Genomic DNA, 22,485 nt, shown 5'->3' with positions numbered 1-22,485 from the left:
TTATTGCCCAAATCTGAGTCCACCACTGAGTCCTGTGGTGGTTTTAATGTTTACTCGCCACCAAACATCGCCGTCCAGTAAATGCCGGCGCTGCTCTTCGGATCGACTGCGTAAGCAGCACCCATTTCGCGGTACTGCGGGTTCATCAGGTTGGCGCAATGGCCGGGGCTGGCGAGCCAGCCGGCAACGACTTTCTGCACCGTGTCCTGCCCGGCGGCGATGTTCTCGCCGACCTGCTGGCCGCTGTAGCCGGCCAGTTCGGCGCGGTCGCCGGGAGTGCCGCCGTTGCGGTCCTTGTGGTCGAAATAATTGTTGTTGGCCATCTCGCGGCTGTGTTCCTGGGCGACACCGCCGAGCACGGCATTCCATGCCAGCGGCGCAGTCGCCGCGAATGCCTGACCGCCGCACTGGCGCGGTTGGGCGCGGGCGGCGTTGAGTTGTTCGAGAAGTTTCTGGCCTTCAGCCTGACCGTCGCCGAGGCGGGCAGACAGCAGTGGCCGGGCCAGAGTGATGCGCCAGTCACGGTCGGCGCGGCTGACGCCGATATCGACGAACTGCGGATCCAGCACCACCTGACAGAAGCTCTCCTGAATCGCCTTCATCGCCGACGCCGCATCCCGTGGCCCGTTCAGGGTGATCGCCTGCACGTTGACCATCGGGTAGCGAGCGCTGGACATCGCCTGCTGCAAATCCACTACGCCGCTTGCCGGCAGAATCAGGCGCGGATCGGCCGACAGTGGCGGCAATTCGCTGGACGCCTGGCTGCCACAACGCTGCGGCTGGCTGCGGTAGCTGTTGATCGATTCGATCAATTGCGACTCGTCGGCGGCCATGGCCGAAGTGGCCAACGCCAGGCCCACGGACAACGCGGCGAGTCGCAGAACGGATGGCATGAAGCGCATGGAAATCTCCCTTGGGCTGAGTGCGCACATCATGCGCGAAAGGGCCCCGGTTCGTGCAATGTCTTTTTCTTCATCGCGCGGAATTTTCTACCGAACGATTCCGTGCAATTTGCCGTCTACACTCTGCGAAGACCCCGCAAACCGGGCGTCTCAACCACGTAACAGTTTGCCCGCGACGGGCGCTTTCGGAAGAATCGATCATGCGATTGAACGGGTTGCTTTGCTGTCTTGCGTTGACCCTCCTGAGCGGCGCGGCACTGGCCACTGATCAGGCGCCGATCAAGGAAAAGGCCGAAGCGAAAGCCGAGGTACTGGAAGAGAAGGCCGCCGACAAACCCGACGCGCCCCCGGCACCCAAATCCGAAGCCATCACCCCGACCGAGGCTCAGGCGGTCGACCCCGCCGGAGCCGCACCGCTGGACGACCCGATCACCTGTCTGGCACGCAGCATCTATTGGGAAGCCAAGGGCAAGGACAATGCCGACATGGAAGGCGTGGCGAGCGTGGTGATGAATCGCCTCGGGCATGACGGCTTTCCAGGCACGGTCTGCGAGGTGGTCAAGCAGGGCTCGGAAAGCAAGAGTTGCCAGTTCTCCTGGTGGTGCGACGGGCGTCCGGATCAGGTCAAGGAAGATGCCGAGTATGCGCTGGCCAAGGAAATCGCCGGCAAGGCCCTGAACCGTCAGCTCACCGACCGCACCCACGGCGCGCTGTATTTCCACGATCGCAACGTTCATCCGGGCTGGGCCAAGGAATACATCAGGACCGCCGAGACCAGGAAATTCCTGTTTTATAAACCCACTGGCGGGGATGCGCGTTAGGCGCAGACTTCGCGCACACAATTGCGCAGCCAGCGGTGCGCCGGGTCGGCGTCCATGCGCGGATGCCAGAGCATCGACACGCTGATGTCCGGCATCCGGAATGGCAGGGCGAAACTGTGCAGGCCCGTTCGCAGTTTGCTGGTGTGACGTTCCGGGACGGTGGCGATCAGGTCTGATTCACGGACCAGCGTCAGCGCCGCTGAAAACCCGCCGAACGAGGTGACGATATCCCGCGTCAGGCCGAAAGCGAGCAATGCTTCGTCCACCGGGCCGCCGCTGCGCCCGCGTCGCGACACCAGAATGTGCTGGCCTGCGGCAAAGCGTTTGACGCTGACCTTGCCGATGCTCAACGGATGCCCCTCACGCACCACACCGATCCACTGATCGCGGAACAGGATCCGGCTGTGCAGCGTCGGGTCGGTGCTGTCGTCGACCACGCCGGTTTCCAGGTCCACCCGGCCTGCGCGCAACAGCGTACTGTCCTTGTCGGCCTTTTGCACAAAGCGCAGACGCACGTTGGGTGCCTCTTCGGCGATGCGGGCGAGCAGGGCGGCGGCAAAGGTTTCGACAAAACCGTCGGTGTTGCGCAGGGTGAACGTGCGCCGCAATTGGCCGGGATCGAGCACTTCTGCCGGCCGCAAAACCGCTTCGGCTTCCTGCACCAGATAACTGACCCGGTCGCGCAGCTCCAGCGCGCGTGGGGTCGGCACCAGTCCTCGGCCGGCGCGCACCAGCAGCGGATCTCCGGTAGTTTCGCGCAGCCGGGCCAGCGCGCGGCTCATGGCTGACGGACTCAAACGCAGGCGCTCGGCGGCGCGGGCGACGCTGCCTTCGCTCAGCAACACGTCGAGGGTGATCAACAGGTTCAGATCCGGTGCATTCATGACATGGCGTTCCATGCAGGTATCAAGTGCAAAGCATGCGTCTTGCGCCTTGTATTGTCGAGGCTCAGGCTATGCCGCATGACTTCTGCTCCGTGAGCCTCCCATGTACCGAGAACCCCTGAACCCCTCAGCCCGCTGGGCGCTGACCAGTCTGGCGCTGTCGATGTTGATGCCGTCACTCGACACCAGCATCGCCAACGCCGGACTGCCCACGCTGGCGGCAGCGTTCGATGCGTCCTTTCAGCAAGTGCAATGGATCGTGCTGGCCTATCTGCTGGCGGTCACCACGTTGATTGTCAGCGTCGGGCGACTGGGGGACGGCTTCGGGCGGCGACGCTTGCTGTTGATCGGTATCGGCATCTTTACCGCCGCCTCGCTGGCCTGCGCGCTGGCGCCGAGCCTCGCATGGCTGATCGGTGCGCGGGCGATGCAAGGCCTTGGCGCGGCGATCATGTTCGCGCTGACGGTGGCGCTGGTGGCCGATGCGGTGCCCAAGTCCCGGGCCGGCAGTGCGATGGGGTTGCTGGCCACGATGTCCGCCACCGGCACCACCCTCGGACCGTCGCTCGGTGGGCTGTTGATGGCGCATGTCGGCTGGCAGTCGATCTTTGTCATCAACGTACCGCTGGGCTTGCTCAACGCATGGTTGGTGTATCGCTATTTGCCGAAGGACCGGATCGTGCGCTCGGGAGTTGCATTTGATTATCCCGGCACCGCCGTACTGATGCTGACGCTGGCGGCCTATGCACTGGCGATGACGATTGAAGGCCTCACCCCGACGTTGCTGTTGCTCAGTCTGTTGGGCGTGGGGTTGTTCATCCTGGTCGAGAAGCGGAGCAAGGCGCCGCTGATTCACCTGTCATTGTTCACCGACACGCGAATCAGCAGCAGTCTGGCGCTGACGTTGCTGGTCACGACAGTGATGATGACCACGCTGGTGGTCGGGCCGTTTTACCTGAGCCGAGGACTGGGTCTTTCCAGCACTCAGGTCGGTCTGGTGTTGTCGATCGGGCCGTTGCTGGCGGCGTTCAGCGGCGTACCGGCGGGGCGGCTGGTGGATCGTTTCGGGGCGCGGCGGATGGTGCCGGGTGCGTTGCTCGGACTGGCCTGCGGATGTGGTCTGTTGGCGCTGTTGCCGATGAGTTTCGGGGTGTTTGCCTATGTGCTGCCGATCACGGTGGTGGCGTTGAGTTATGCGCTGTTCCAGGCCGCCAACAACACCGGGTTGATGTCCGGGGTTGCTCAGGATCAGCGCGGCGTGGTCTCGGCCATGCTCGGACTGTCGCGCAATCTGGGCTTGATCACCGGGGCGGCAGCGATGGGCGCGGTGTTCGCCCTGGCCACGGATGATCCGACCCAGGCGCCGGCCGCGGTCATCGCGGGCGGCTTGCACATGACCTTCGGTGTGGCCACGGCGTTGATGTTCGCGGCGCTTGTCCTTGGCGCCTTCACACACTTGCGTCTCGCGTCTCCCGTGCCGGAAAGAACAGTTCAAAGCAGGTGAAGCCATCAGCGCTGCTGACGCTGTAGCGGCCCTGATGCAACTGCATGATGGTCGCCACGATCGACAGGCCCAGTCCGTTGGATTGGGCCGAGCGTTCGCGGGACGGATCGACGCGGTAGAAGCGTTCGAACAGTCGCGACAGGTGTTCGGGAGCAATGGTCGCGCCCTGATTGCGTACCCGTAGGTAGCTGCCGTCCGCTTCGGCGATGGCTTCGACTTGCAACGTCGAGTCCGCCGCGCCGTACTTGATCGCGTTGGCGCACAGATTGGCCAGGGCCCGACGCAGCAGCATCGGCTCGGCCCAGATCACGCCGCTGCCACGGGCCTCGATGGTGACACCGACATCGGCGGCCAGGCCTTCGAAGTAATCGGCGATGCGCTGCATCTCATCACAGGCGTCCAGCTCCTGACGCTGGCTCAGCGCGCTGGCCGGGTCGGTGCGGGCGAGAAACAGCATGTTGTCGAGCATCCGCGCCAGCCGTTCGAGTTCCTCGACGTTGGAGGCGAGCAACTGCTGATAGGCGTCCACGCTGCGGTTCTGTTGCAGGGCGACCTGGGTTTCTCCGAGCAGGTTGTTGATCGGCGTGCGCAGTTCGTGGGCCATGTCGGTGGAAACCTGACTGAGTTGCGCAACCCCTCGGTCGAGCCGGTCCAGCATCGCATTGAAAGACTCGATCATTGGCTGCAATTCCCGGGGCGTGCCTTGGCGGTCGAGGCGTTCGCCGAGGTTGGCGATGCCGATCCCGTGGGCATGCCGGGCAATCCGCCGCAACGGCAGCAAGCCGCGATATACCAACAGGCAACCGACCAGCGCCAGCACAATCGCCGCCAGTGAGGCGAGGCCGTACACGCTGAGCCGGTAATTGGCGAGCATCGCCGTACGTTCGCTCATCACCTTGGCGATGAGCACCTGCAGATTGCCCTGGTCGCCGGAGTCGATACTGGCCGCCACCGCTGAGAACGGCACGCCGTTGATGCTCGGCAGATGCTGCACGTCGTTGAGCGCCATGACATGGTCGATCGGTACGGCGGGCACGCTTGGCAGTGCCAGGTCGCCGGGGTTGACCACGAACAAGGGCGGTTGCCCCGGCGCACCGATGGTCAGCAGCGCTTCGCGGTTGCCCAGCATGTTCTGGAACAGCGCCGGTTTGGTCTTGATCAGCTCGAGCGTGTTGCTGTCGTTGAGGATGGTGCGTAACTGATCGATGCGACTGACCAACTGGATGTCGTCGCGGCGAGTCAGTTGCTCTTCGAGCTGGTTGTACAGCGCCGCGCCGAGGCCCGCCAGCGCGGCGAAGGCGAGCACCGCGAAGACCAGTGCCAGGCGTAACGTCAGCGAATACGTGCCGGCGATTTTCATGGCTGGGTATCGAAGCGGTAGCCGATGCCGCGCACGCTGTGGATCAGCTTGAGCGGGAACGGATCGTCGATCTTCGCCCGCAGGCGGCGCACGGCGACATCGACCACATTGGTGTCGCTGTCGAAATTCATGTCCCACACCCGCGAGGCAATCAGCGAACGCGACAGCACTTGCCCGGTGTGGGTGGCGAACAGTTGCAGCAAGGCGAATTCCTTGTTGGTCAGGGTGATCCGGTTGCCGGCGCGGCTGACTCGGCGTTTGAGTACGTCGATCTGCAGATCGGCCACCTGCAAATGCTCTTCTTCATGGATCGGCCCGCGTCGGGTCAGGGTACGCAGGCGCGCCACCAGTTCGGCGAAGGAAAACGGCTTGATCAGGTAATCGTCAGCGCCCAGTTCCAGGCCTTTGACCCGGTCGGCGATGTCGTCGCGGGCGGTCAGGAACAGCACCGGCGTGTCGGCTTCCTTGCGCAGCCGGCGCAGGACTTCCCAGCCATCCATTTTCGGCATCATCACGTCCAGCACGATCACGTCGAAGTCGAACTCCAGCGCCAGGTGCAGACCGTCGGCGCCGTCCCGGGCCAGGCTCACGCTGTAGCCCAGTTCCTGCAGGCCGTTGAGCAAGTAATTGCCGGCCTTGGGTTCGTCTTCGACAACAAGGATATTCATGGGCACTGTGCCTCAATGGTCGTTGGTGCAGCCGCTGCCCTGCACTTGATAGTCCAGCACATGTTCACGGCCCTGGTGGTCGAGGTATTTGAGTTGCGCGGGAATCACGCCGCAAGCCTGGGAAATATCGGTGCTGGAGATGACTTTGTCGACATCCAGGTGCACGAAGAAACCGGTTTTGTCATGAATGACGGCGGCGTCCGGTGCAGGCGCGGCGAACACGGAGCCGGTGGCGAGGAGGGCGGTGAAGGCGAGGATCAGGGTTTTCATGATGGGTCACTCGAGTCGTTGAAGTTGATCGGCGTTCTGGCCGGGACAACTTCAAGCTACCGGGCGATCCGCTCGGCAAACCGACAACTCGATGACAAATCTGTAATAAAACGAACCTGTGGGAGCCAGCGCACTCCCACAGAGTATTCAGCTGGCGTGGGTGCTGAGAATGCTCGCGATCTGTTGCGGCTGGCAGTTGAGATACGGCGAGGATTTCAGCCACTGCTGATCCGGGTACCAGGAGAACATGAATTGGCCATTCTTCAGACTGTCGATCACCCGTTTGGCGACTTGCGGTCGCACGGCCGGACAACCCTGGCTGCGGCCCAGACGACCGGTGCGTTTGCTCCAGAACGGGTTCACATAGTCGGCGGCGTGGATCACGATGGCGCGGTCGCGGGCCATGTCGTTGATGCCCGGCTCCAGACCGTCCATGCGCAGCGAGTAACCGTGAGTGCCCTGGTAACTTTCCTGGGTACGGAACAGGCCGAGGCTGGACTGAAAGCTGCCTTCACGGTTGGAAAACCGGGTGGCAAAGTTTTCCCCGGAATTCGAGCCGTGGGCGACCAGATCACGCAGCACCAGTTTTTTCCGGGTCAGGTCGAAGATCCACAACCGACGCTCGGTGGACGGCTGCGAATAGTCGATGATCGCCAGGTGACGGGACTGTTTCGCGCCGTTGTTGATCGCACATTGCATGGCGTTCAAGGCACCTTTGAGCGCCTGGGGATTGAGTTCCGGAGCGGCGTGCGCGAGGCTGGTGTACAGAACCGGCGAAGAGGTGCCGGCGGCAAAGGCTGGACTGGTCAGCACGCCAATGGCGGTGGCAGTCAGCAGAAGTCGGCGCAAAAACGTCAACATTTAACGTGAGTCTCCACTTGCTACTTGTTTGGCACTTAGGCTCCTGACGTCCAGTCGTTCCCGGCAAGCCCGCGAATCGGGCCTGACTGTTCACCGCACCTGAGGTAAGGTTGACCGTCAATCAGGACGGCCATGGATTGGAGTAAAGCAGTTGTTCAAAAAGTACGCATGCTACTTGAGCATTTGTTTGCTCGCTGCGCCGTTTGTCGCTTGTGCCGAAGAGCCGTTGCCGGGGCTCCCGACGCTACCGCCCGTACCGACGCAAATGCCTGTCGAGCCGCAGAGCCCGTTGCAGGCTGCGCTGATCAGCCTGCCGCAGGCGTGCCCGACGATCGGCACCAGCCTCAATGGTCCGGCGCTGAATCAATTGCGCGCGTTCTACCAGCAGCAGGACTGGCTGCCGGTGTGGGCCGATGGCGGGCAATTGCCGGCCTTGCATGCGCAATTGCAGCTGTTGGCCGACGATGGCCTGAACCCGAAACGCTATCCGGTGGCGCTCACCGCCCCGCAGGACGGCGAACTGTGCGCCGACATCCAGATCAGCCGTTACTACCTGCAAGCCCTGCAGGATCTGCATTACGGTCTCCTGTTGCAATCGCACTTCGAACCGCTGTGGCATTCCGACGAAACGCCACGCGACCGTCAGGCCGAATTGCTTGCCATCGCCGTTCCGGGCGTGCACAACGTTGCGGCCGCCTTCGATCTGGCACGCCCGCAACTGGCGCAATACCAGAACCTGCGTCATCTCTACGCCGCTCAGCGCCTGAAAGCCTTGCCCCAATGGACATCGGTGGGCAACGGCCCGTTGTTGCGTCCGGACATGGAAGACAAACGCGTACCGGAACTGGCGCGGCGGCTCTACAGCGAAGGCTACCTGAGCAGCCTGGTCGGCACGCCGGACAACGCTTATCACGGCGTATTGGTCGAGGCGGTGAAGAGCTTTCAGGCCAACCATTCGTTGCAGGCCGACGGGGTGGTCGGGCCGGGAACGATTGCCGAGCTCAACATCAGTCCGCTGACCCGTCGCGAACAGTTGCGGGTCAACCTTGAACGTTTCCGCTGGATGGCCCAGGACATGGAGCCGGACGGTTTGCTGGTCAATGTCGCCGCTGCCGAACTGACGCTTTATCAGGGTGGCCTGCCGGTGTGGCACACCCGCACCCAGGTCGGGCGCGCCGAACGCCAGACCCCGCTGCTCAAATCCCGGGTCACGCGCCTGACCCTGAACCCGACCTGGACCGTGCCGCCGACCATCTGGAAGGAAGACAAACTGCCGGAAATCCGCAAGGACCAGACCTTCCTCAGCCGCCAGAACCTGCAAGTGCTCGACGCCAATGGCCAGCCGCTGGCCGCCGCCGACATCGACTGGGACAACCCCGGCAACATCCTCCTGCGTCAGGACGCCGGGCCGCGCAACCCGCTGGGGCAAATGGTCATTCGTTTCCCCAACCCGTTTTCGGTGTACCTGCACGACACGCCGAGCAAGGCGCTGTTCGACAAGGGACCACGGGCGTTCAGTTCCGGCTGCGTGCGGGTCGAGCATCCGATGAAGCTGCGCGACTTCCTGCTCAGCCCGGCGGAGAAGGCGCGCACCGATACCTTGCTCGCTACCGGAACCACCCATGAATTCCGCCTGAGCAATCCGGTGCCGATCCTCATGACTTACTGGACGGCCCAGGCCGACGACCATGGTCGCGTGCTCTACGCACCGGACATCTACAGCCGGGACAGCGCGCTGCTGGCCGGGCTGGACCGGGCGCATTGATCCTCAGCGGCTGGCGCGTTTCCAGAACAAGTGCGCCAGCCAGGCATCCACGCTCAACTTGCCGGCCCCGGCAAACACCAGCGGCACCAATGCGGCGAGGTAGATCGCCGGCAGCTTGAAGTTGCCGAAGCCCTTGTTGGTGATCGCGTACCCCTGAGCCAGTTCACTCAACGATGACCAGTCCGCCGGCCAGTGCACGGCTGCGGTGGCGACGACGGTCACGACCATCAGCGAAATCGCCGAAATCCGCGTGCCGAATCCGATCAGGATCGCCAAGGCGCAGATCAGCTCGGCCCACATCGACAGCTCCCAGTTCAGCGTCGCCGGCAAGTGATCGAAGGGAAACGGGAAACGCTCCTGAATGTCTTCGAACCAGTTCTGGCCGTTGAATTTCTCCAGCCCCGATTCGAAGAATTCCCAGGCGATGAACAGGCGCAAGGTCAGCGGTGCGAGCCACTGGCCGGCGCGGTCGAGGTTCAAATGCAGGCCTTTGACGGCCGCCGAGAGAGCTGTGGTCATGGCAAGGCTCCATTCATTCAAAGGGAAACGGGGCACCGACGTACCCCGTGCAAAGGGTTATTCGCCGGCGCCGCACTTGCCTTCGCCGCATTTGCCTTCCGAGGTTTTTTCCGCCGAGTCGGCCTTGGCCTGGGTCTGGCTGTAGCCGTGATCCAGTTGCTTGACGCTGAAGGCTTCGGAAGCCGAAGCGGCGTTGGACAGGGCCAGGCCACCGGCAAGCAGCAGGCCCAGCGTCAGGGAAGTTTTCGAAAGCTTGGTCATGGTGAATCTCCGATGCGAGGTGTGAGTTCAAAGGCTTGATCGGTGTTGCCGATCGACAGGTTCATTTGAACGCCGGGCTGTATCGCTGATGTGTCGCGAAGGGCCGGATTTGTGCGCGGGATGTGTCGGGCATCGAGCCGTACACACTGCGATACACAGACTGCTCAAAAATTGTGGGAGCGAGCTTGCTCGCGATGGCGGTGGCTCAGGCGCCGAGGATGCTGGCTGTCCTGGCCTTATCGCGAGCAAGCGCGCTCCCACAATGGATCTCCAAATATTCCGAATGTGTGATTTGCCTCAGCCCCGCAGCGTCTAGCCACGGTGTCCCCGCAATCCCATGGGGCGAGACTTCGAGACCCGGCATGCAAGCGCTGTTGAACGAGATCCTTGACGCTGTCCGGCCCCTGATCGGGCAGGGCAAGGTGGCTGACTACATTCCCGCCCTCGGCACCGTGCCGGCCAATCAACTGGGCATCGCCGTGTATGGCAACGACGGCGAGATGTATTGCGCCGGCGACGCCGAGACGCCGTTCTCGGTGCAGAGTATTTCCAAGGTGTTCAGCCTGGTGCAGGCCATCGAACATTCCGGCGAGGCAATCTGGGAACGCCTGGGCCACGAGCCGTCCGGCCAGCCGTTCAACTCGCTGGTGCAACTGGAGTTCGAACGCGGCCGTCCGCGTAATCCGTTCATCAATGCCGGGGCACTGGTGATCTGCGACATCAATCAGTCGCGCTTTGCCGCACCGGCCTTGTCGATGCGCGACTTCGTCCGGCGGCTGTCGGGCAACCCACAGGTGATGGTCGACGGCAAGGTCGCCGACTCCGAGTACCAGCACCGCGCGCGCAACGCGGCGATGGCGTATCTGATGCAATCCTTCGGCAATTTCCACAACGACGTTGAGGCGGTGCTGCGCAGCTACTTCAGCCATTGCGCGCTGCGCATGAGCTGTATCGACCTGGCTCGGGCGTTCTGCTTCCTGGCCAACGACGGCTTCTGCAAACACAGCGGCGAGCAGATTCTGAGCCGGCGCCAGACCCAGCAAGTCAACTCGATCATGGCCACCAGCGGCCTCTACGACGAGGCCGGTAACTTTGCCTATCGCGTTGGTCTGCCGGGCAAGAGCGGCGTCGGTGGCGGCATTGTCGCGGTGGTGCCGGGGCAGTTCACGGTGTGCGTGTGGTCGCCGGAACTGAACACGGCGGGCAACTCGCTGGCGGGGATGGCGGCGCTGGAAATGCTCAGTTCGCGGATTGGCTGGTCGGTGTTCTGAGCCCGTGTTGCTTTGAGGGAGGCCAACCTATACATTTTCCGGCCGCCCTCAATATGGTGAATCTGCTCCATGTCTCTCGCGCTCGAACGTCTCGTCGCTGGCACGCCTATCCCTTTCGCCGGTAACCGCGTCACCGTGGTCAGCCCCGAACTGGCCGAGCGTTTCCGACCCGGCGATCACCTGTTGGTGGAGCAGGTGAGCGGCGAGCTGTTGCTGATTCCGGTGGTGGATCAGCAGGCCGCATCGGTGGCGATCGAGCGTGCAGCGGCGGCGTTTACCGCGTTGTCCGCTGTATCGGATGAGGCCATCAGCCGCTTCTTCGATCTGTTCGCCCAAAGCCTGGAAAACCCGGACGCCTGGGCACTGATCGAAGCCGCCAACCTCGCCGACATCGAACGGGCCAAGGTTCGCGGTCGTTCCACCACCCGTTTGCTCGCCGACGAGCGCATGCGCCGCGACATGATCGCCGGCCTGCGTGCCTGGCGTGATGCGCCGGCCACCCGCGGCAAAGTCATCAGCAGCGTCGAGCATGACGGCTGGAAGGTCGAGCAGGTCGTGTCGCCGCTGGGTATCGTCGCGTTCGTGTTCGAAGGTCGACCGAATGTTTTCGCCGACGCCGCTGGCGTACTGCGCACCGGCAACACGGCGGTGCTGCGCATTGGCAGCGATGCATTGGGCACCGCGCAAGCCATCGTTACCCATGCCTTGAATCCGGCGCTGGCCGATGCCGGTCTGCCGGCGGGTGCGGTGTCGCTGGTGGAGAGCGTCAACCACGCCGCCGGTTGGGCGATGTTCGCCGATCGGCGTCTGTCGCTGGCCGTGGCACGTGGTTCGGGCCGCGCGGTCAGTCAGCTGGGCAGCATCGCCCAGCAGGCCGGCACCGCCGTCAGCCTGCACGGCACTGGTGGCGCGTGGCTGATCGCCGATCGCGATGCCGACGCCAGGCGCTTTGCCGCGGTGGTGCGCAACTCGCTGGATCGCAAGGTTTGCAACACGCTGAACGTCTGCCTGATCCAGCGCGAGCGTGCTGCCGAACTGGTGCCGCTGTTCCTCGACGCCTTGCAGCAGGCCGGTGCTGCGCGTGGTCAGGGTTGCAAACTGCACATCGTCGAAGGCAGCGAAAGCTACCTGCCGAGCGACTGGCAGAACGCGACGGTCGAGGTCTATCGCGCCGAGGGTTACCAGACCGAAGCGCTGGCTGAACCGCTGCCGCAAGCACAATTGGGTCGCGAGTGGGAATGGGAAGAAACCCCGGAAACCAGCCTGATGATCGTCGACGATCTGGATCAGGCCATCGCGCTGTTCAATCGCTACAGCCCGCAATTCACAGTGTCGTTGATCAGCGAAGATGCAGCGGTTCAGGAGCGCTTCTACAGCGCGGTCAACGCGCCGTTCGTGGGTAACGGGATCACTCGATGGGTCGATGGCCAATACGCGCTGAACAAGCCGGAACTGGGCCTTTCGAACTGGGAAAGCGGCCGCCTGTTTGCCCGCAGCGCGATCCTCTCCGGCGACGGTGTGTTCACCGTACGCAGCCGCATGACGCAAATCGATCTGGGCGTAAAACGCTGAACGGAACAACACCGCGCCCGTCGCAATGAGGGGCGCGGCGTTGTGTTTTCAAGCAGCATCGACTGCCTGACCGTAGACCGCGCACGTCGACGGGTGCTCGGCCAGTGAGACGAAGGTGCGGCGGTCTTCGCTCAAGGCATCGATGGAGCCGGTCTCGATGTCGTAGACCCAGCCATGCAGATTCAGCAGGCCTTTCTCCTGGGCCAGGCGCACGCTTGGGTGAGTCTGGATGTTCGCCAGTTGGGCGATCACGTTTTCCCGCACCATTGAACTCAGCTTGGCCGCGTCATTGGCGTGTGGCCGTGATTCGTTGACCACTTTCGCCGACTCGGCGTGTTGCAGCCAGCCGCTGACGGCGGGCAGATGATCCATGCATTTGCACTGGGCGATGGCGGTCATGGCGCCGCAATCGGAGTGGCCGCAGATCACGATGTCGGTCACGCCGAGCACAGCCACCGCGTATTCCACTGTCGCCGAAACCCCGCCCGGATGCGGGCTGTAGGAGGGCACGATATTGCCGGCGTTGCGGATCACGAACAGCTCGCCGGGTTCTTGCTGGGTCAGCAGTTCCGGGACGACGCGGCTGTCGGAGCAAGTGATGAAAAGCGTGCCCGGGGTTTGGGTAGTCGCCAGGTGTTTGAACAGTTCGGTGCGTTGTGGAAACGCTTCGTTCTGGAACTTCAGGAAGCCTTCGATCAGGTTTTTCATGGTGTAGTCCTCTCAGTTCGAACAGCCGGTGCCGAATTCGCTGTATTGAAGAATGTGTTTTGCGCCGTGGCTGTCGAGGTACGTCATCTCGACCGGCACCACGCCGCAGATGTCGGCGACCGGGGTGATGCTCACGACTTCAGCGATGTCCAGAGACATGCCGTAGCGGTAGGCGACGGCCTCTTCATCAGCCTGAGCCTGGGCGGCAAGGCCGGCGAGCAGGGCCAGGGTCAACAGAATTTTTTGCATGGGGCAGCCTCCAGACAGATGTGGTGACGACTTGGCAATTCAGGTTTTGGATGTGCCCGCACGCGATGGGCGGGCCCGGAGGAATCAGAACGGACGCAGCGGAAGGAACTTGCCGTCGAGGGTGACCACGGCGCGGGAACCGCCTTCAGGGTCTTCGACTTTCTTGATGTCGAGCTTGAAGTTGATCGCGCTGATGATGCCGTCGCCGAACTGCTCGTGAACCAGGGCTTTGAGGGTGGTGCCGTAGATCTGGATCATCTCGTGGAAACGGTAGATGGTCGGGTCGGTCGGCACACCGTCGAGGCTGCCGCGCAGCGGGATGATTTGCAGGGCGGCGACGTCTTCGGCGCTCAGCTCAAGCTTGTCGCCAACCACTTCGGCAGCGTTTTTTGGCAGCGGGTGCTGGCCGAGGAGGGCGGCGGTGACATAGGCCAGGCTCAGGCCGGTGCCGTCGGCCAGATCCTGCCACGAGAGGTTCTTCTGTGCCTTGGCATCCAGGGTGCGGGTGGTCAGGGCGATGCGGCTGTCGTTGTAGGCTTGGGATTGCATGGTGCTTCTCCTTTCGGGGTTGGCTTGCTGTGTGGGCTCATCTTCTGCCGATTGATTCATAGCGTCCAAGACCGATATACAATGCAAAGCATAAGTACTGCCTATAGATGGAGCGTCCCATGCTGTTGCGACATTTGCGATACCTGCTGGCCGTGGCCGATCACGGCGGTTTCACTCGGGCAGCCGAAGCGCTGCACGTGTCGCAGCCGACCCTGTCGCAACAGATCCGCCAACTGGAAGAAAGCCTCGGGGTGGATCTGTTTGATCGCACCTCGCGTTCGGTCAAACCCACTGACGCCGGTCAGGCCTATATCGAATGCGCGCGACGGGTGCTGGTGGAGCTGGAGGCGGGCAAACGCGCGTTGCATGACGTGAAGGATCTTTCCCGGGGCTCGCTGCGGCTGGCCATGACGCCGACATTCATGGCGTATCTGGTCGGGCCGTTGGTGCGCGACTACGTGGCGCGGTATCCGGGGATTCACCTGGAGATTTTCGAGTTGTCGATGGACGACATCGAGGCCGGGCTGGCGGATGACTCACTGGATATCGCGATTGCTTTCACGCCGGTGCGCAACCCTGACATCGAATGCATCCCGGCGTTTGTCGAGACGTTGGGCGTGATGGTCGGGCGAGAGCATCCGTTGTATGACAGCGCTTCGGTGCTGACGCCGGGTGAGATTGCGCAACTGGATTTCGCTCTGTTGGCACCGGACTTCATCACGCGGTTATCGATTGACGAGTATTTCCGTCAGCACGGCATCACGCCCAAGGTGCAGATCGAGGTGAATTCGGTGAGCACGTTGCTGGAAGTGATCCGGCATGCGCCGATTGCGACCATGTTGCCAGAGGCGATTGCGACCGATGACCGGGCATTGCGCCGGTTGCATGTCCAGAGCGAGGCACCGCAGCGGGGAGCGGCGTTGTTGCGGCGCCAGAACAACTATCACAGTGCGGCCTCGGTGGCGTTCATGGAGATGGTGCTGCAAACCCGTTCATGAGCATTGTTTGCGAGCAGTAAAAAAGGGCCTGCTCCTATTCGGAAGCAGGCCCTTTTGTTTATTGAAGTTTTAACTTAGCAGAACCGATCAATCACCCTAACTTCGTTCTTGTTCTGCATTGATTCCCACGCCTGTTTCAGCGTCTGCAGAACATTACCGATGAAGTCCTTGTCGGCCGCGGCTTTCTTGCCGACATAGCCATGGCCGCGGCGGTACATCTTCAGGCGGGCCAGCAGGTTCTGGTTGTTCCGGTCGAACTCTTCTTCACCAGCATGGGGCGACAGGCAGTCAATATGGACCTGACCCGACTTGCTGATCCACAGAATATGGCTGTCGTGGCTGTCTTTTTGCGCAGCGAACATACGAGCCAGTTCTTCGATAGTAGGTTGATTGTTCAGATTCATGTTATTGCCCCTTGACCAGTTTGGTGATCTTTCAAAGTTGATTCGCTAATACAGGTAGCCCATCGGTTAGTTGATCCCTGGCACCGAAACCAGGACGTCAGCGGTCGCCCGTGTGAAGTACGGGGTCATGCGTCTGTTGCATGTAGTCGTGTTGAATAACTGCTACGCAATAGCGTCACAACGAGGAGAAGCAGCGAAAACCGGGAGGCTCCTTGACGACGTTTTCAGGGTCGACCACAAGCGTCTTGAGAATTTTCGCCAGCGCTTCTCGTCCTTGTACTGGACGTTCAGGCCAGGTCAGCTTCTTCAATCTGCCTTGTGGGCAGCGTGTATCCGGAAAAAACAGCTCGGCGGTCAGACGAGCTTGCTCAAGCGTGTTGCCAGTGCTCCCGATCGGGGAGACGTCTGCATCATGCAAAAGCCAAACGACGCCGTCAACGGTTTTGTAGTGATTATTTTTGCTCACTACATATTGTCGGACAAAGTCATTCTGGAATGAAAAAAGCGGCGTTCAGGCAGCGGGAGAAAGGCTGCGCAGGTAGTAGAACGTGCAGGGATAGCCGTCCACGGTCTTTGTCTGGCGGGTAAAGTCGCCGCTACTCAGCTCGGGGATGAGCCGGGCCCAGAACCGCTGTGCAGGCCGGTTGGCGTCGACATGGAAAATCTGCCATCGACCGGGCAAGTGGCTCAAGAGGGCAGAGGCGACAAACTGCGCGACGCCTTGGCCACGCCAGCGCCGGCTGACGAAGAAGTAGCCGATGTTGTAGTCGGCGCCTTCGATGAGGATGTGGTCATCCACGGTCACGAACCCCGCCAGTTCGCCGTCCACATGGATCAGGAACGGCCGGGTCGCCGGCTGGCGCCAGTAATCGCCTTTCAACTGGATCGGAAAGAAACCATGGCCGCCGAGCTTCAGCGGCAGCCACTCGCTGAAGTCGTAGGTGTAGAACTGCATCAGGTTTTCGAGGGTGTCCAGTTCGTCGCGCCGGGCGGCGCGCAGTTCGATGACCGACATACCACTGCCTCCTGACCATCACTGCAGAAACAGTAGCGCGCAGCGGGCTATCTGGCTGCCGGTTTCGCCGAGCGTTTGCTGGTTCCGGTGGTTTTGCGTCAGGTGGTCTTGCGTTTGTTTTTCCACGGCGCAGCGGCCTTGCCGGCAGGCGGCGGGCCGCTGATGGTCAGGCTCAGCCCGGCACAACGGGTCACTTGCTTGCTCATCCACGCTGCCTGTTTGGTGACGAATTCTTCCAGACTCATCTCGCCACTCTGCACCATGTCCAGCGCCTGTTCCCAGATCGCGGTGGTGCCGGGATCGGCAATCGCGCGCGGCACCGCGTCGATCAGGCTGAACGCGGCGGGTGTGGCGGACAGCGCTTTGCCGTTTTTCACCAGATAACCGCGATCCAGCAACCCTTGAATGATCGAGGCGCGGGTCGCTTCGGTGCCGATGCCGGTGGTGTCCTTGAGTTTTTGCTTGAGCAGCGGATCTTCCACCAGTTTGGCGACGTTTTTCATCGCCTTGATCAGATCGCCTTCGGTGTAGGGCTTGGGCGGCTGCGTCCACAGGTCCTTGAGCTTGACGTCCGCCACGGCGCACTCGGCACCCTGAGTCAGGGGCGGCAAAGTCTGTGGCGCGGGGGCTTCACGGCCCTTGGCCGGGGCCAGCGCTTCGGGTAAAGCGCGCTTCCAGCCTGGCTCGATGATCTGCTTGCCGACCGCGCGCAAGGCTTCCCCGGCGCATTCGAAATCGGCCTGAGTGCGGTCGTATTCGTGATTGGGCAGGAACTGCGCCAGATACCGCGCGCGAATCAAGGTGTAGACCGCACGGTGCTTGCCGGTCAGGCGCTCGAGATTTTTCGCGGCAGCGGTAGGGATGATGCCGTGGTGGGCGCTGACCTTGGCGTCGTTCCAGGCGCGGGAGCGGCGCTGCGGCTCCAGATGCTCGCGCAAGGCTTCCAGACTCGGATCGGCCTGGCGCAGCGCCGCAAGAATCCCCGGCGCCTCGCCGTGCTGGCTGACGGGCAGGTAACCGCAATCGCTGCGCGGGTAGGTGATGACTTTGTAGGTTTCGTAGAGGGCCTGGGCGATGTCGAGGGTTTCCTGGGCGCCGAGGCCGAGCTTCTTCGAGCAGACCTCCTGCAAGGTACCCAGATCGAAAGGCAGGGGCGCCACTTCGCGCATGCGCTCGGTGCGCAGCTTAACCACCCGGGCGCTGGCAGCGTTGCTGATTGCAGCGGCCGCTTGCTGGGCGAGGGCCTGATTGAGGCAGCGATCCTGATCGTCGCAGGCCTCATTCGGTGCACGCCATTGCGCCATGAACGGCGTGCCGTGGTGCAGCAGTTGTACGTCGATGGCCCAGTACGCGACCGGCACGAAATCGGCGATGCTGCGGTCGCGATCCACCACCAGTCGCAAGGTCGGCGTCTGCACCCGGCCTACCGGCAACACGCCTTGATAGCCGGATTGCCGGCCGAGCAGGGTGAACAGGCGACTCATGTTCATCCCGATCAACCAGTCCGCCCGCGAGCGACCCAGCGCCGAGTGATACAGGCTGAAGGTTTCAGCGCCCGGTTTGAGCGCTGCCAACGCCTTGCGAATCGAGGCTTCGTCCAGCGCCGACAGCCACAAGCGGCGGATCGGCCCGCGATAGCGGCAATGCTCCACCAGTTCCCGGGCGATCATTTCGCCCTCACGGTCGGCGTCGGTGGCGATGATCAGTTCGCTGGCTTCGCCGAGCAGGCGCTTGACCGCCTTGTACTGGCTGGCGGTACGCGGCTTGACGGTCATCTTCCACTTGTCGGGGATGATCGGTAGGTCCGCCAGGACCCAGCGCTTGTATTTGGCGTCGTAGGCGTCCGGTGGCGCGGTCTCCAGCAGGTGGCCGATGCACCAGGTCACCGTGACGTCCGTTCCCAGCCAGCAGCCATCGCCGCGACGCTTTGCGCCGAGCACGGCCGCAATATCCTTGGCCTGGGAAGGTTTTTCACAGAGGTACAGCCGCATAACCACCGTCGTCGCTCATTGCCCGAAGAGGCACACAGGATGGCCTGACTCGTGCGTTCGGGCAACTTTTATCTGTATGGATATACAGATAAAAGGATTGCCGGTCATGACAGCGCGCGTCGGGGCAATCCGGGACGCTATCGAGAAATTGATTAGCGCCCCCGTTGGCGGCTGTGGCAGGTTCAATCTGCCTGACAAGGCGAGTGACAGGACGATCTCGCCAGAAGATCGCCGCTTTTCTGTCTGACACTGACTCTTCAGAAACAAGGACGTACACGATGTCTCAACCTTACTCCCAGGCCAGCAGCGCCTTCACTGCGGTCGACACTTTCAGCCACCTGTATGACCGGGGCACGGGCACCGTCAACGGCAAACCGTCGTTCACCGCCGACCAGGCCGCCGCCGAGATCCTTCGCAAAGGCATGTCGTGGCAGGACAAGAATGCCGACGGCAAGATTGATTTGACCTACACGTTCCTGACCGACAAACCGTCGAACTACAACCCGAAACTCGGCAACTTCAGCGAGTTCAGCGCTCAGCAGAAAGCCCAAGCCGTGCTGGCGATGCAATCGTGGTCGGACGTGGCCAACGTGACTTTCACCGAAGGCAAGGGCGGCGACGGCCACATGACCTTCGGCAACTACGACGTCAGCACCGGCGGCGCGGCGTTCGCCTACCTGCCGCAGGGCAGCAGCTACGACGGTCAATCGTGGTACCTGATCAACGATCAGTACCAGGTCAACAAGACCCCGGACACCAACAACTACGGGCGTCAGACCTTGACCCACGAAATCGGTCACACCCTTGGCCTGTCGCATCCGGGCGCGTACAACGCCGGCAATGGCAACCCGACCTACGGCGACGCCAAATACGCCGAAGACACCCGTGGCTACAGCCTGATGAGCTACTGGAGCGAAGCCAACACCGACCAGAACTTCAGCAAGGACGGCAGCGGCGCCTACGCCTCGGCACCGCTGATGGACGATATCGTCGCCGTGCAGAAACTCTACGGTGCGAACCTCGAAACCCGTGCCGGTGACACTGTTTACGGCTTCAACTCCAACGCTGATCGCGACTTCTACAGCGCGACTTCCAACGCCTCCGAACTGGTGTTCTCGGTGTGGGACGGCGGCGGTAACGACACCCTGGATTTCTCCGGCTTCAGCCAGAACCAGAAGATCAACCTCAACGAAGGGTCGTTCTCCGACGTTGGTGGCCTGGTGGGCAACGTGTCCATCGCCTATGGCGTGACCGTGGAAAATGCCATTGGCGGTTCCGGTAATGACTTGTTGATCGGCAACAGCGCGGCCAACGAACTGATCGGCGGTGCCGGCAATGACATCATCTACGGTGGTGGCGGCGGTGACACGCTGTGGGGCGGTGAAGGCGTGGACACCTTCGTGTTCGGCGCAGCCAGTGATTCGACCATGACCGCGCCGGACTGGATCATGGATTTCACCAGCGGCCTGGACAAGATCGACCTGTCGGGCATCGCCGGGTTCGCCACCGGCGCAGCCACGCTGAACTTCGTAAGCGGCTTCACCGGGCACGCGGGCGATGCGATCCTCACCTACTTCGGACAGACCAACCAGACCAGCCTGATGATCGACCTCACGGGCCAGGGTTCGGTGGACTTCGCCGTGGGTGTGGTGGGGCAGGCCGTGGCGACCGATATCGTCGCCTGATCTGAAAACGGAAAACCGCAGCCCTCACCGGCTGCGGTTTTTTGTGAGCGAAAAAACCGTTCGGCTGCGAGCCCGACAGGATCGCGCTGCATGGGTTATACCTGAACCGGTCTCTCAGCCGTTGTCAGGAGCACCCGATGAAAACCTCCGGTCCCAGTCCCGTCATCACCATTGCCGAGCAGCCAGGCTGCCTCCTTGTGAAATTCCACGGCATCCAGGTCGCCGCGTCGGCCCGCGCGCTGGTGCTGCTCGAAGCCAATTACCCGCCGGTCTACTACATCCCGCGTGAAGACATCGACGAAAAATACTTCGCCCGCACCGACCACACCACCTACTGCCCGTACAAGGGCGATGCCAACTATTTCAGTCTGCAAGTGCCCGGACACGAAGGGGCGAACGCGGTGTGGACTTACGAACATCCGAAGATTTCGGTCAGCCAGATCAAGGACTACGTGGCGTTTTATCCCGATCAGGTGAAGTTTGAATTGCTGGAGGCGGAGGTCTGAAAATCCGCAGGGTGGCGAGGGCATTGCGCCCCCGCCACCCATCTATCAATCAGTTCTTGTCCAGATCGATATTCTTCGTCTCACGCAGACAAATCATCCCCACCACCAGGCTCACCCCGGTAATCAGCACCGGGTACCACAGGCCGTAGAAGATATCCCCGGTGTACACCACCAGCGCGAACGACACGGTCGGCAGGAATCCGCCGAACCAGCCGTTGCCGATGTGATACGGCAGGGACATCGAGGTGTAGCGGATGCGGGTCGGGAACAGTTCGACCATCAGCGCCGCGAGCGGGCCGTAGCACATGGCGGAGATAATGATCAGGCCGACGATCAGGGCCACGATCATCGGTTTGTTGATCTGCTGCATGTCAGCCTGTTGCGGGTAGCCGGCGAGGGTGATGGCGCCGCGCAGTGCCGCCTCGTCAAAACCGTCGAGTTTCACATCGCCGACGCTCACTTGCACCGTGCTGCCCGCCGGGGCGGCGACGCTGGAGTAGGGCAGGCCTTGCTTGACCAGGAAGGTCTTGACCTTGTCGCACGGGCTGTCGAATTTGGCCTTGCCCACCGGATCGAACTGGAAGGTGCAGGTGGCCGGGTCGGCCACTACGGTGATCGGCGCCTGTTGGCTGGCGCGGTCGATGGCCGGATTGGCGTAGTGAGCCAGGGATTTGAAGATCGGGAAGTACAGCGCCGTGGCCAGCAGCAGGCCGAGCATCAGCACCGGTTTGCGCCCGACTTTGTCCGACAGCCAGCCGAAAATGATGAAGAACGGCGCGCCGATCACCACGCTGATGATCAGCAGGCTGTTGGCCACCGCCGGGTCCATTTTCAGGAACTGGGTGAGGAAGAACAGCACGTAGAACTGCGCGGCATAGAAGGTCACTGCTTGCCCGGCGTTGATACTGAACAGGGCGATCAGCACCACCTTGAGGTTTTCCCATTTGCCGAAGGATTCGCGGATCGGCGCCTTGCTGGCCTTGCCTTCCTCTTTCATTTTCAGATAGGCCGGCGACTCGTGCAGGCTCAGGCGAATCCAGGTGGAAATCCCCAGCAGCACGATCGACAGCAGGAACGGGATACGCCAGCCCCAGACTTCGAACTGATCGCCAGTGAAATAGCGGCAACCGAGCACCACCAGCAGCGACAGCAGCAAGCCAAGAGTTGCGGTGGACTGAATCCAGCTGGTGTGGAAACCGCGCTTGCCGATCGGCGCGTGCTCTGCCACGTAAGTCGCAGCGCCGCCGTATTCGCCGCCGAGGGCCAGGCCCTGCAGCATGCGCAGCACCACCAGAATGATCGGCGCGGCGATGCCGATGCTGGCGTAAGTCGGTAGCAGGCCCACCGCGAACGTCGCCACACCCATCAGAATGATCGTCGCGAGGAAGGTGTATTTGCGCCCGATCATGTCCCCCAACCGACCGAACACCAGCGCCCCGAACGGCCGCACGATGAAGCCTGCGGCGAACGCCATCAGCGCGAAGATGAACGCGGTGGTGTCGTTGACCCCGGCGAAGAACTGCTTGCTGATGACCGCCGCCAGAGCGCCGTAGAGAAAGAAGTCATACCACTCGAACACCGTCCCCAGGGACGAGGCGAAGATGACCTTTCGGGTATCGGGGCTGGCGTCCGCGCTGCGCACGGCGTCCAGAGGCTGAACGTGTTCTGACATATCGGTATCCCTCACAGTGATTGTTTTTGTTGTTTCCACTGGTGTTGCGT

Annotated in this window: 24 protein-coding genes; 9 read left to right on the top strand and 15 right to left on the bottom strand. The window is 62.1% G+C overall.

Translation table 11 applies throughout. The features are described 5' to 3' along the window. Nucleotides 1-50: 50 nt before the first annotated feature. Complete coding sequence (locus AC1MDC_RS02700) at nucleotides 51-902, bottom strand: CAP domain-containing protein (protein WP_085698193.1); 852 nt, start codon at nucleotides 900-902, stop codon at nucleotides 51-53. A 200-nt stretch (nucleotides 903-1,102) separates the two neighbouring features. On the opposite strand from AC1MDC_RS02700, the gene AC1MDC_RS02695 reads away from it, so the two are divergent. Further along, complete coding sequence (locus AC1MDC_RS02695; protein WP_085698194.1) at nucleotides 1,103-1,723, top strand: cell wall hydrolase; 621 nt, start codon at nucleotides 1,103-1,105, stop codon at nucleotides 1,721-1,723. Here the strand turns inward: AC1MDC_RS02695 and AC1MDC_RS02690 are convergent. Then, entirely contained in the window at nucleotides 1,720-2,607 is an 888-nt protein-coding gene (locus AC1MDC_RS02690) for a LysR family transcriptional regulator (RefSeq protein ID WP_480392456.1), read from the bottom strand. The two genes, AC1MDC_RS02695 and AC1MDC_RS02690, sit on opposite strands and share 4 nt — an antisense overlap. A 103-nt stretch (nucleotides 2,608-2,710) precedes the next feature. On the opposite strand from AC1MDC_RS02690, the gene AC1MDC_RS02685 reads away from it, so the two are divergent. Further along, nucleotides 2,711-4,111, top strand: coding sequence for an MFS transporter (locus AC1MDC_RS02685; RefSeq protein ID WP_480392455.1), 1,401 nt, complete (start codon nucleotides 2,711-2,713; stop codon nucleotides 4,109-4,111). Here the strand turns inward: AC1MDC_RS02685 and AC1MDC_RS02680 are convergent. The 4 genes from AC1MDC_RS02680 to AC1MDC_RS02665 form a co-directional block, all read right to left on the bottom strand. Beyond that, complete coding sequence (locus AC1MDC_RS02680; protein WP_480392454.1) at nucleotides 4,056-5,471, bottom strand: heavy metal sensor histidine kinase; 1,416 nt, start codon at nucleotides 5,469-5,471, stop codon at nucleotides 4,056-4,058. The two genes, AC1MDC_RS02685 and AC1MDC_RS02680, sit on opposite strands and share 56 nt — an antisense overlap. After that, entirely contained in the window at nucleotides 5,468-6,139 is a 672-nt protein-coding gene (locus AC1MDC_RS02675) for a heavy metal response regulator transcription factor (protein ID WP_085698198.1), read from the bottom strand. The genes AC1MDC_RS02680 and AC1MDC_RS02675 overlap by 4 nt, the downstream gene beginning before the upstream one ends. A gap of 12 nt (nucleotides 6,140-6,151) precedes the next feature. Next, a complete protein-coding gene (locus AC1MDC_RS02670; RefSeq protein WP_085698199.1) occupies nucleotides 6,152-6,409 on the bottom strand; it encodes a DUF2790 domain-containing protein in 258 nt (85 codons plus the stop codon). A 147-nt stretch (nucleotides 6,410-6,556) separates the two neighbouring features. Continuing rightward, nucleotides 6,557-7,270, bottom strand: a complete 714-nt coding sequence (locus AC1MDC_RS02665; protein ID WP_227232878.1) for a murein L,D-transpeptidase catalytic domain family protein — start codon at nucleotides 7,268-7,270, stop codon at nucleotides 6,557-6,559. A 151-nt stretch (nucleotides 7,271-7,421) separates the two neighbouring features. On the opposite strand from AC1MDC_RS02665, the gene AC1MDC_RS02660 reads away from it, so the two are divergent. After that, complete coding sequence (locus AC1MDC_RS02660) at nucleotides 7,422-9,035, top strand: L,D-transpeptidase family protein (RefSeq protein WP_480392453.1); 1,614 nt, start codon at nucleotides 7,422-7,424, stop codon at nucleotides 9,033-9,035. A 3-nt stretch (nucleotides 9,036-9,038) separates the two neighbouring features. Here AC1MDC_RS02660 and AC1MDC_RS02655 read toward each other — a convergent pair whose 3' ends face one another. Next, nucleotides 9,039-9,554: an HvfX family Cu-binding RiPP maturation protein gene (locus AC1MDC_RS02655; RefSeq protein WP_480392452.1), complete on the bottom strand. Its 516-nt coding sequence runs from the start codon at nucleotides 9,552-9,554 to the stop codon at nucleotides 9,039-9,041. A 57-nt stretch (nucleotides 9,555-9,611) separates the two neighbouring features. After that, the gene (locus AC1MDC_RS02650) at nucleotides 9,612-9,815 is read right to left on the bottom strand and encodes an HvfA family oxazolone/thioamide-modified RiPP metallophore (RefSeq protein WP_007950576.1); all 204 of its coding nucleotides are present in this window, start codon (nucleotides 9,813-9,815) and stop codon (nucleotides 9,612-9,614) included. Nucleotides 9,816-10,177: 362 nt separating this feature from the next. On the opposite strand from AC1MDC_RS02650, the gene glsB reads away from it, so the two are divergent. Beyond that, entirely contained in the window at nucleotides 10,178-11,086 is a 909-nt protein-coding gene (gene glsB / locus AC1MDC_RS02645) for a glutaminase B (RefSeq protein ID WP_064379522.1), read from the top strand. A 69-nt stretch (nucleotides 11,087-11,155) separates the two neighbouring features. Beyond that, complete coding sequence (locus AC1MDC_RS02640; protein ID WP_480392451.1) at nucleotides 11,156-12,658, top strand: aldehyde dehydrogenase family protein; 1,503 nt, start codon at nucleotides 11,156-11,158, stop codon at nucleotides 12,656-12,658. Between the two features lie 48 nt (nucleotides 12,659-12,706). On the opposite strand, the gene AC1MDC_RS02635 is transcribed toward AC1MDC_RS02640, so the two are convergent. The 3 genes from AC1MDC_RS02635 to cynS form a co-directional block, all read right to left on the bottom strand. Next, the gene (locus tag AC1MDC_RS02635) at nucleotides 12,707-13,366 is read right to left on the bottom strand and encodes a carbonic anhydrase (protein WP_085698204.1); all 660 of its coding nucleotides are present in this window, start codon (nucleotides 13,364-13,366) and stop codon (nucleotides 12,707-12,709) included. A 12-nt stretch (nucleotides 13,367-13,378) separates the two neighbouring features. Further along, nucleotides 13,379-13,615 carry a DUF2790 domain-containing protein gene (locus tag AC1MDC_RS02630; RefSeq protein ID WP_085687643.1) on the bottom strand — a complete coding sequence of 79 codons (237 nt, stop codon included), beginning with the start codon at nucleotides 13,613-13,615 and terminating at the stop codon, nucleotides 13,379-13,381. A gap of 84 nt (nucleotides 13,616-13,699) precedes the next feature. After that, nucleotides 13,700-14,164: a cyanase gene (gene cynS, locus AC1MDC_RS02625; protein WP_085698205.1), complete on the bottom strand. Its 465-nt coding sequence runs from the start codon at nucleotides 14,162-14,164 to the stop codon at nucleotides 13,700-13,702. A gap of 119 nt (nucleotides 14,165-14,283) precedes the next feature. Between cynS and cynR the strand changes: the two genes are divergently transcribed. Then, entirely contained in the window at nucleotides 14,284-15,162 is an 879-nt protein-coding gene (gene cynR / locus AC1MDC_RS02620) for a transcriptional regulator CynR (RefSeq protein WP_480392450.1), read from the top strand. Nucleotides 15,163-15,236: 74 nt separating this feature from the next. On the opposite strand, the gene AC1MDC_RS02615 is transcribed toward cynR, so the two are convergent. Next, nucleotides 15,237-15,566: a hypothetical protein gene (locus AC1MDC_RS02615; protein ID WP_085698207.1), complete on the bottom strand. Its 330-nt coding sequence runs from the start codon at nucleotides 15,564-15,566 to the stop codon at nucleotides 15,237-15,239. A gap of 127 nt (nucleotides 15,567-15,693) precedes the next feature. Between AC1MDC_RS02615 and AC1MDC_RS02610 the strand changes: the two genes are divergently transcribed. Then, complete coding sequence (locus AC1MDC_RS02610; protein WP_085654241.1) at nucleotides 15,694-16,065, top strand: hypothetical protein; 372 nt, start codon at nucleotides 15,694-15,696, stop codon at nucleotides 16,063-16,065. 12 nt (nucleotides 16,066-16,077) lie between these two features. Here AC1MDC_RS02610 and AC1MDC_RS02605 read toward each other — a convergent pair whose 3' ends face one another. Both AC1MDC_RS02605 and AC1MDC_RS02600 read right to left on the bottom strand, forming a co-directional pair. After that, entirely contained in the window at nucleotides 16,078-16,581 is a 504-nt protein-coding gene (locus tag AC1MDC_RS02605; protein WP_085698208.1) for a GNAT family N-acetyltransferase, read from the bottom strand. A 98-nt stretch (nucleotides 16,582-16,679) separates the two neighbouring features. Then, the gene (locus AC1MDC_RS02600) at nucleotides 16,680-18,572 is read right to left on the bottom strand and encodes a DNA topoisomerase III (RefSeq protein WP_480392449.1); all 1,893 of its coding nucleotides are present in this window, start codon (nucleotides 18,570-18,572) and stop codon (nucleotides 16,680-16,682) included. Between the two features lie 278 nt (nucleotides 18,573-18,850). On the opposite strand from AC1MDC_RS02600, the gene AC1MDC_RS02595 reads away from it, so the two are divergent. Together AC1MDC_RS02595 and AC1MDC_RS02590 are read left to right on the top strand one after the other, a co-directional pair. Further along, a complete protein-coding gene (locus AC1MDC_RS02595) occupies nucleotides 18,851-20,257 on the top strand; it encodes a serralysin family metalloprotease (protein ID WP_480392448.1) in 1,407 nt (468 codons plus the stop codon). A 137-nt stretch (nucleotides 20,258-20,394) separates the two neighbouring features. Then, on the top strand, nucleotides 20,395-20,763 hold the full coding sequence (locus tag AC1MDC_RS02590) for a DUF427 domain-containing protein (protein ID WP_085602857.1): 369 nt from the start codon (nucleotides 20,395-20,397) through the stop codon (nucleotides 20,761-20,763). 49 nt (nucleotides 20,764-20,812) lie between these two features. On the opposite strand, the gene AC1MDC_RS02585 is transcribed toward AC1MDC_RS02590, so the two are convergent. Further along, entirely contained in the window at nucleotides 20,813-22,435 is a 1,623-nt protein-coding gene (locus AC1MDC_RS02585) for an MFS transporter (RefSeq protein WP_234205559.1), read from the bottom strand. Nucleotides 22,436-22,485 lie beyond the last annotated feature (50 nt).

It is taken from the genome of Pseudomonas sp. 1 (assembly GCF_056626735.1).
The sequence above is the reverse complement of the archived record's forward strand: the minus strand, read 5'-3'. Positions and strand labels throughout refer to the sequence as shown.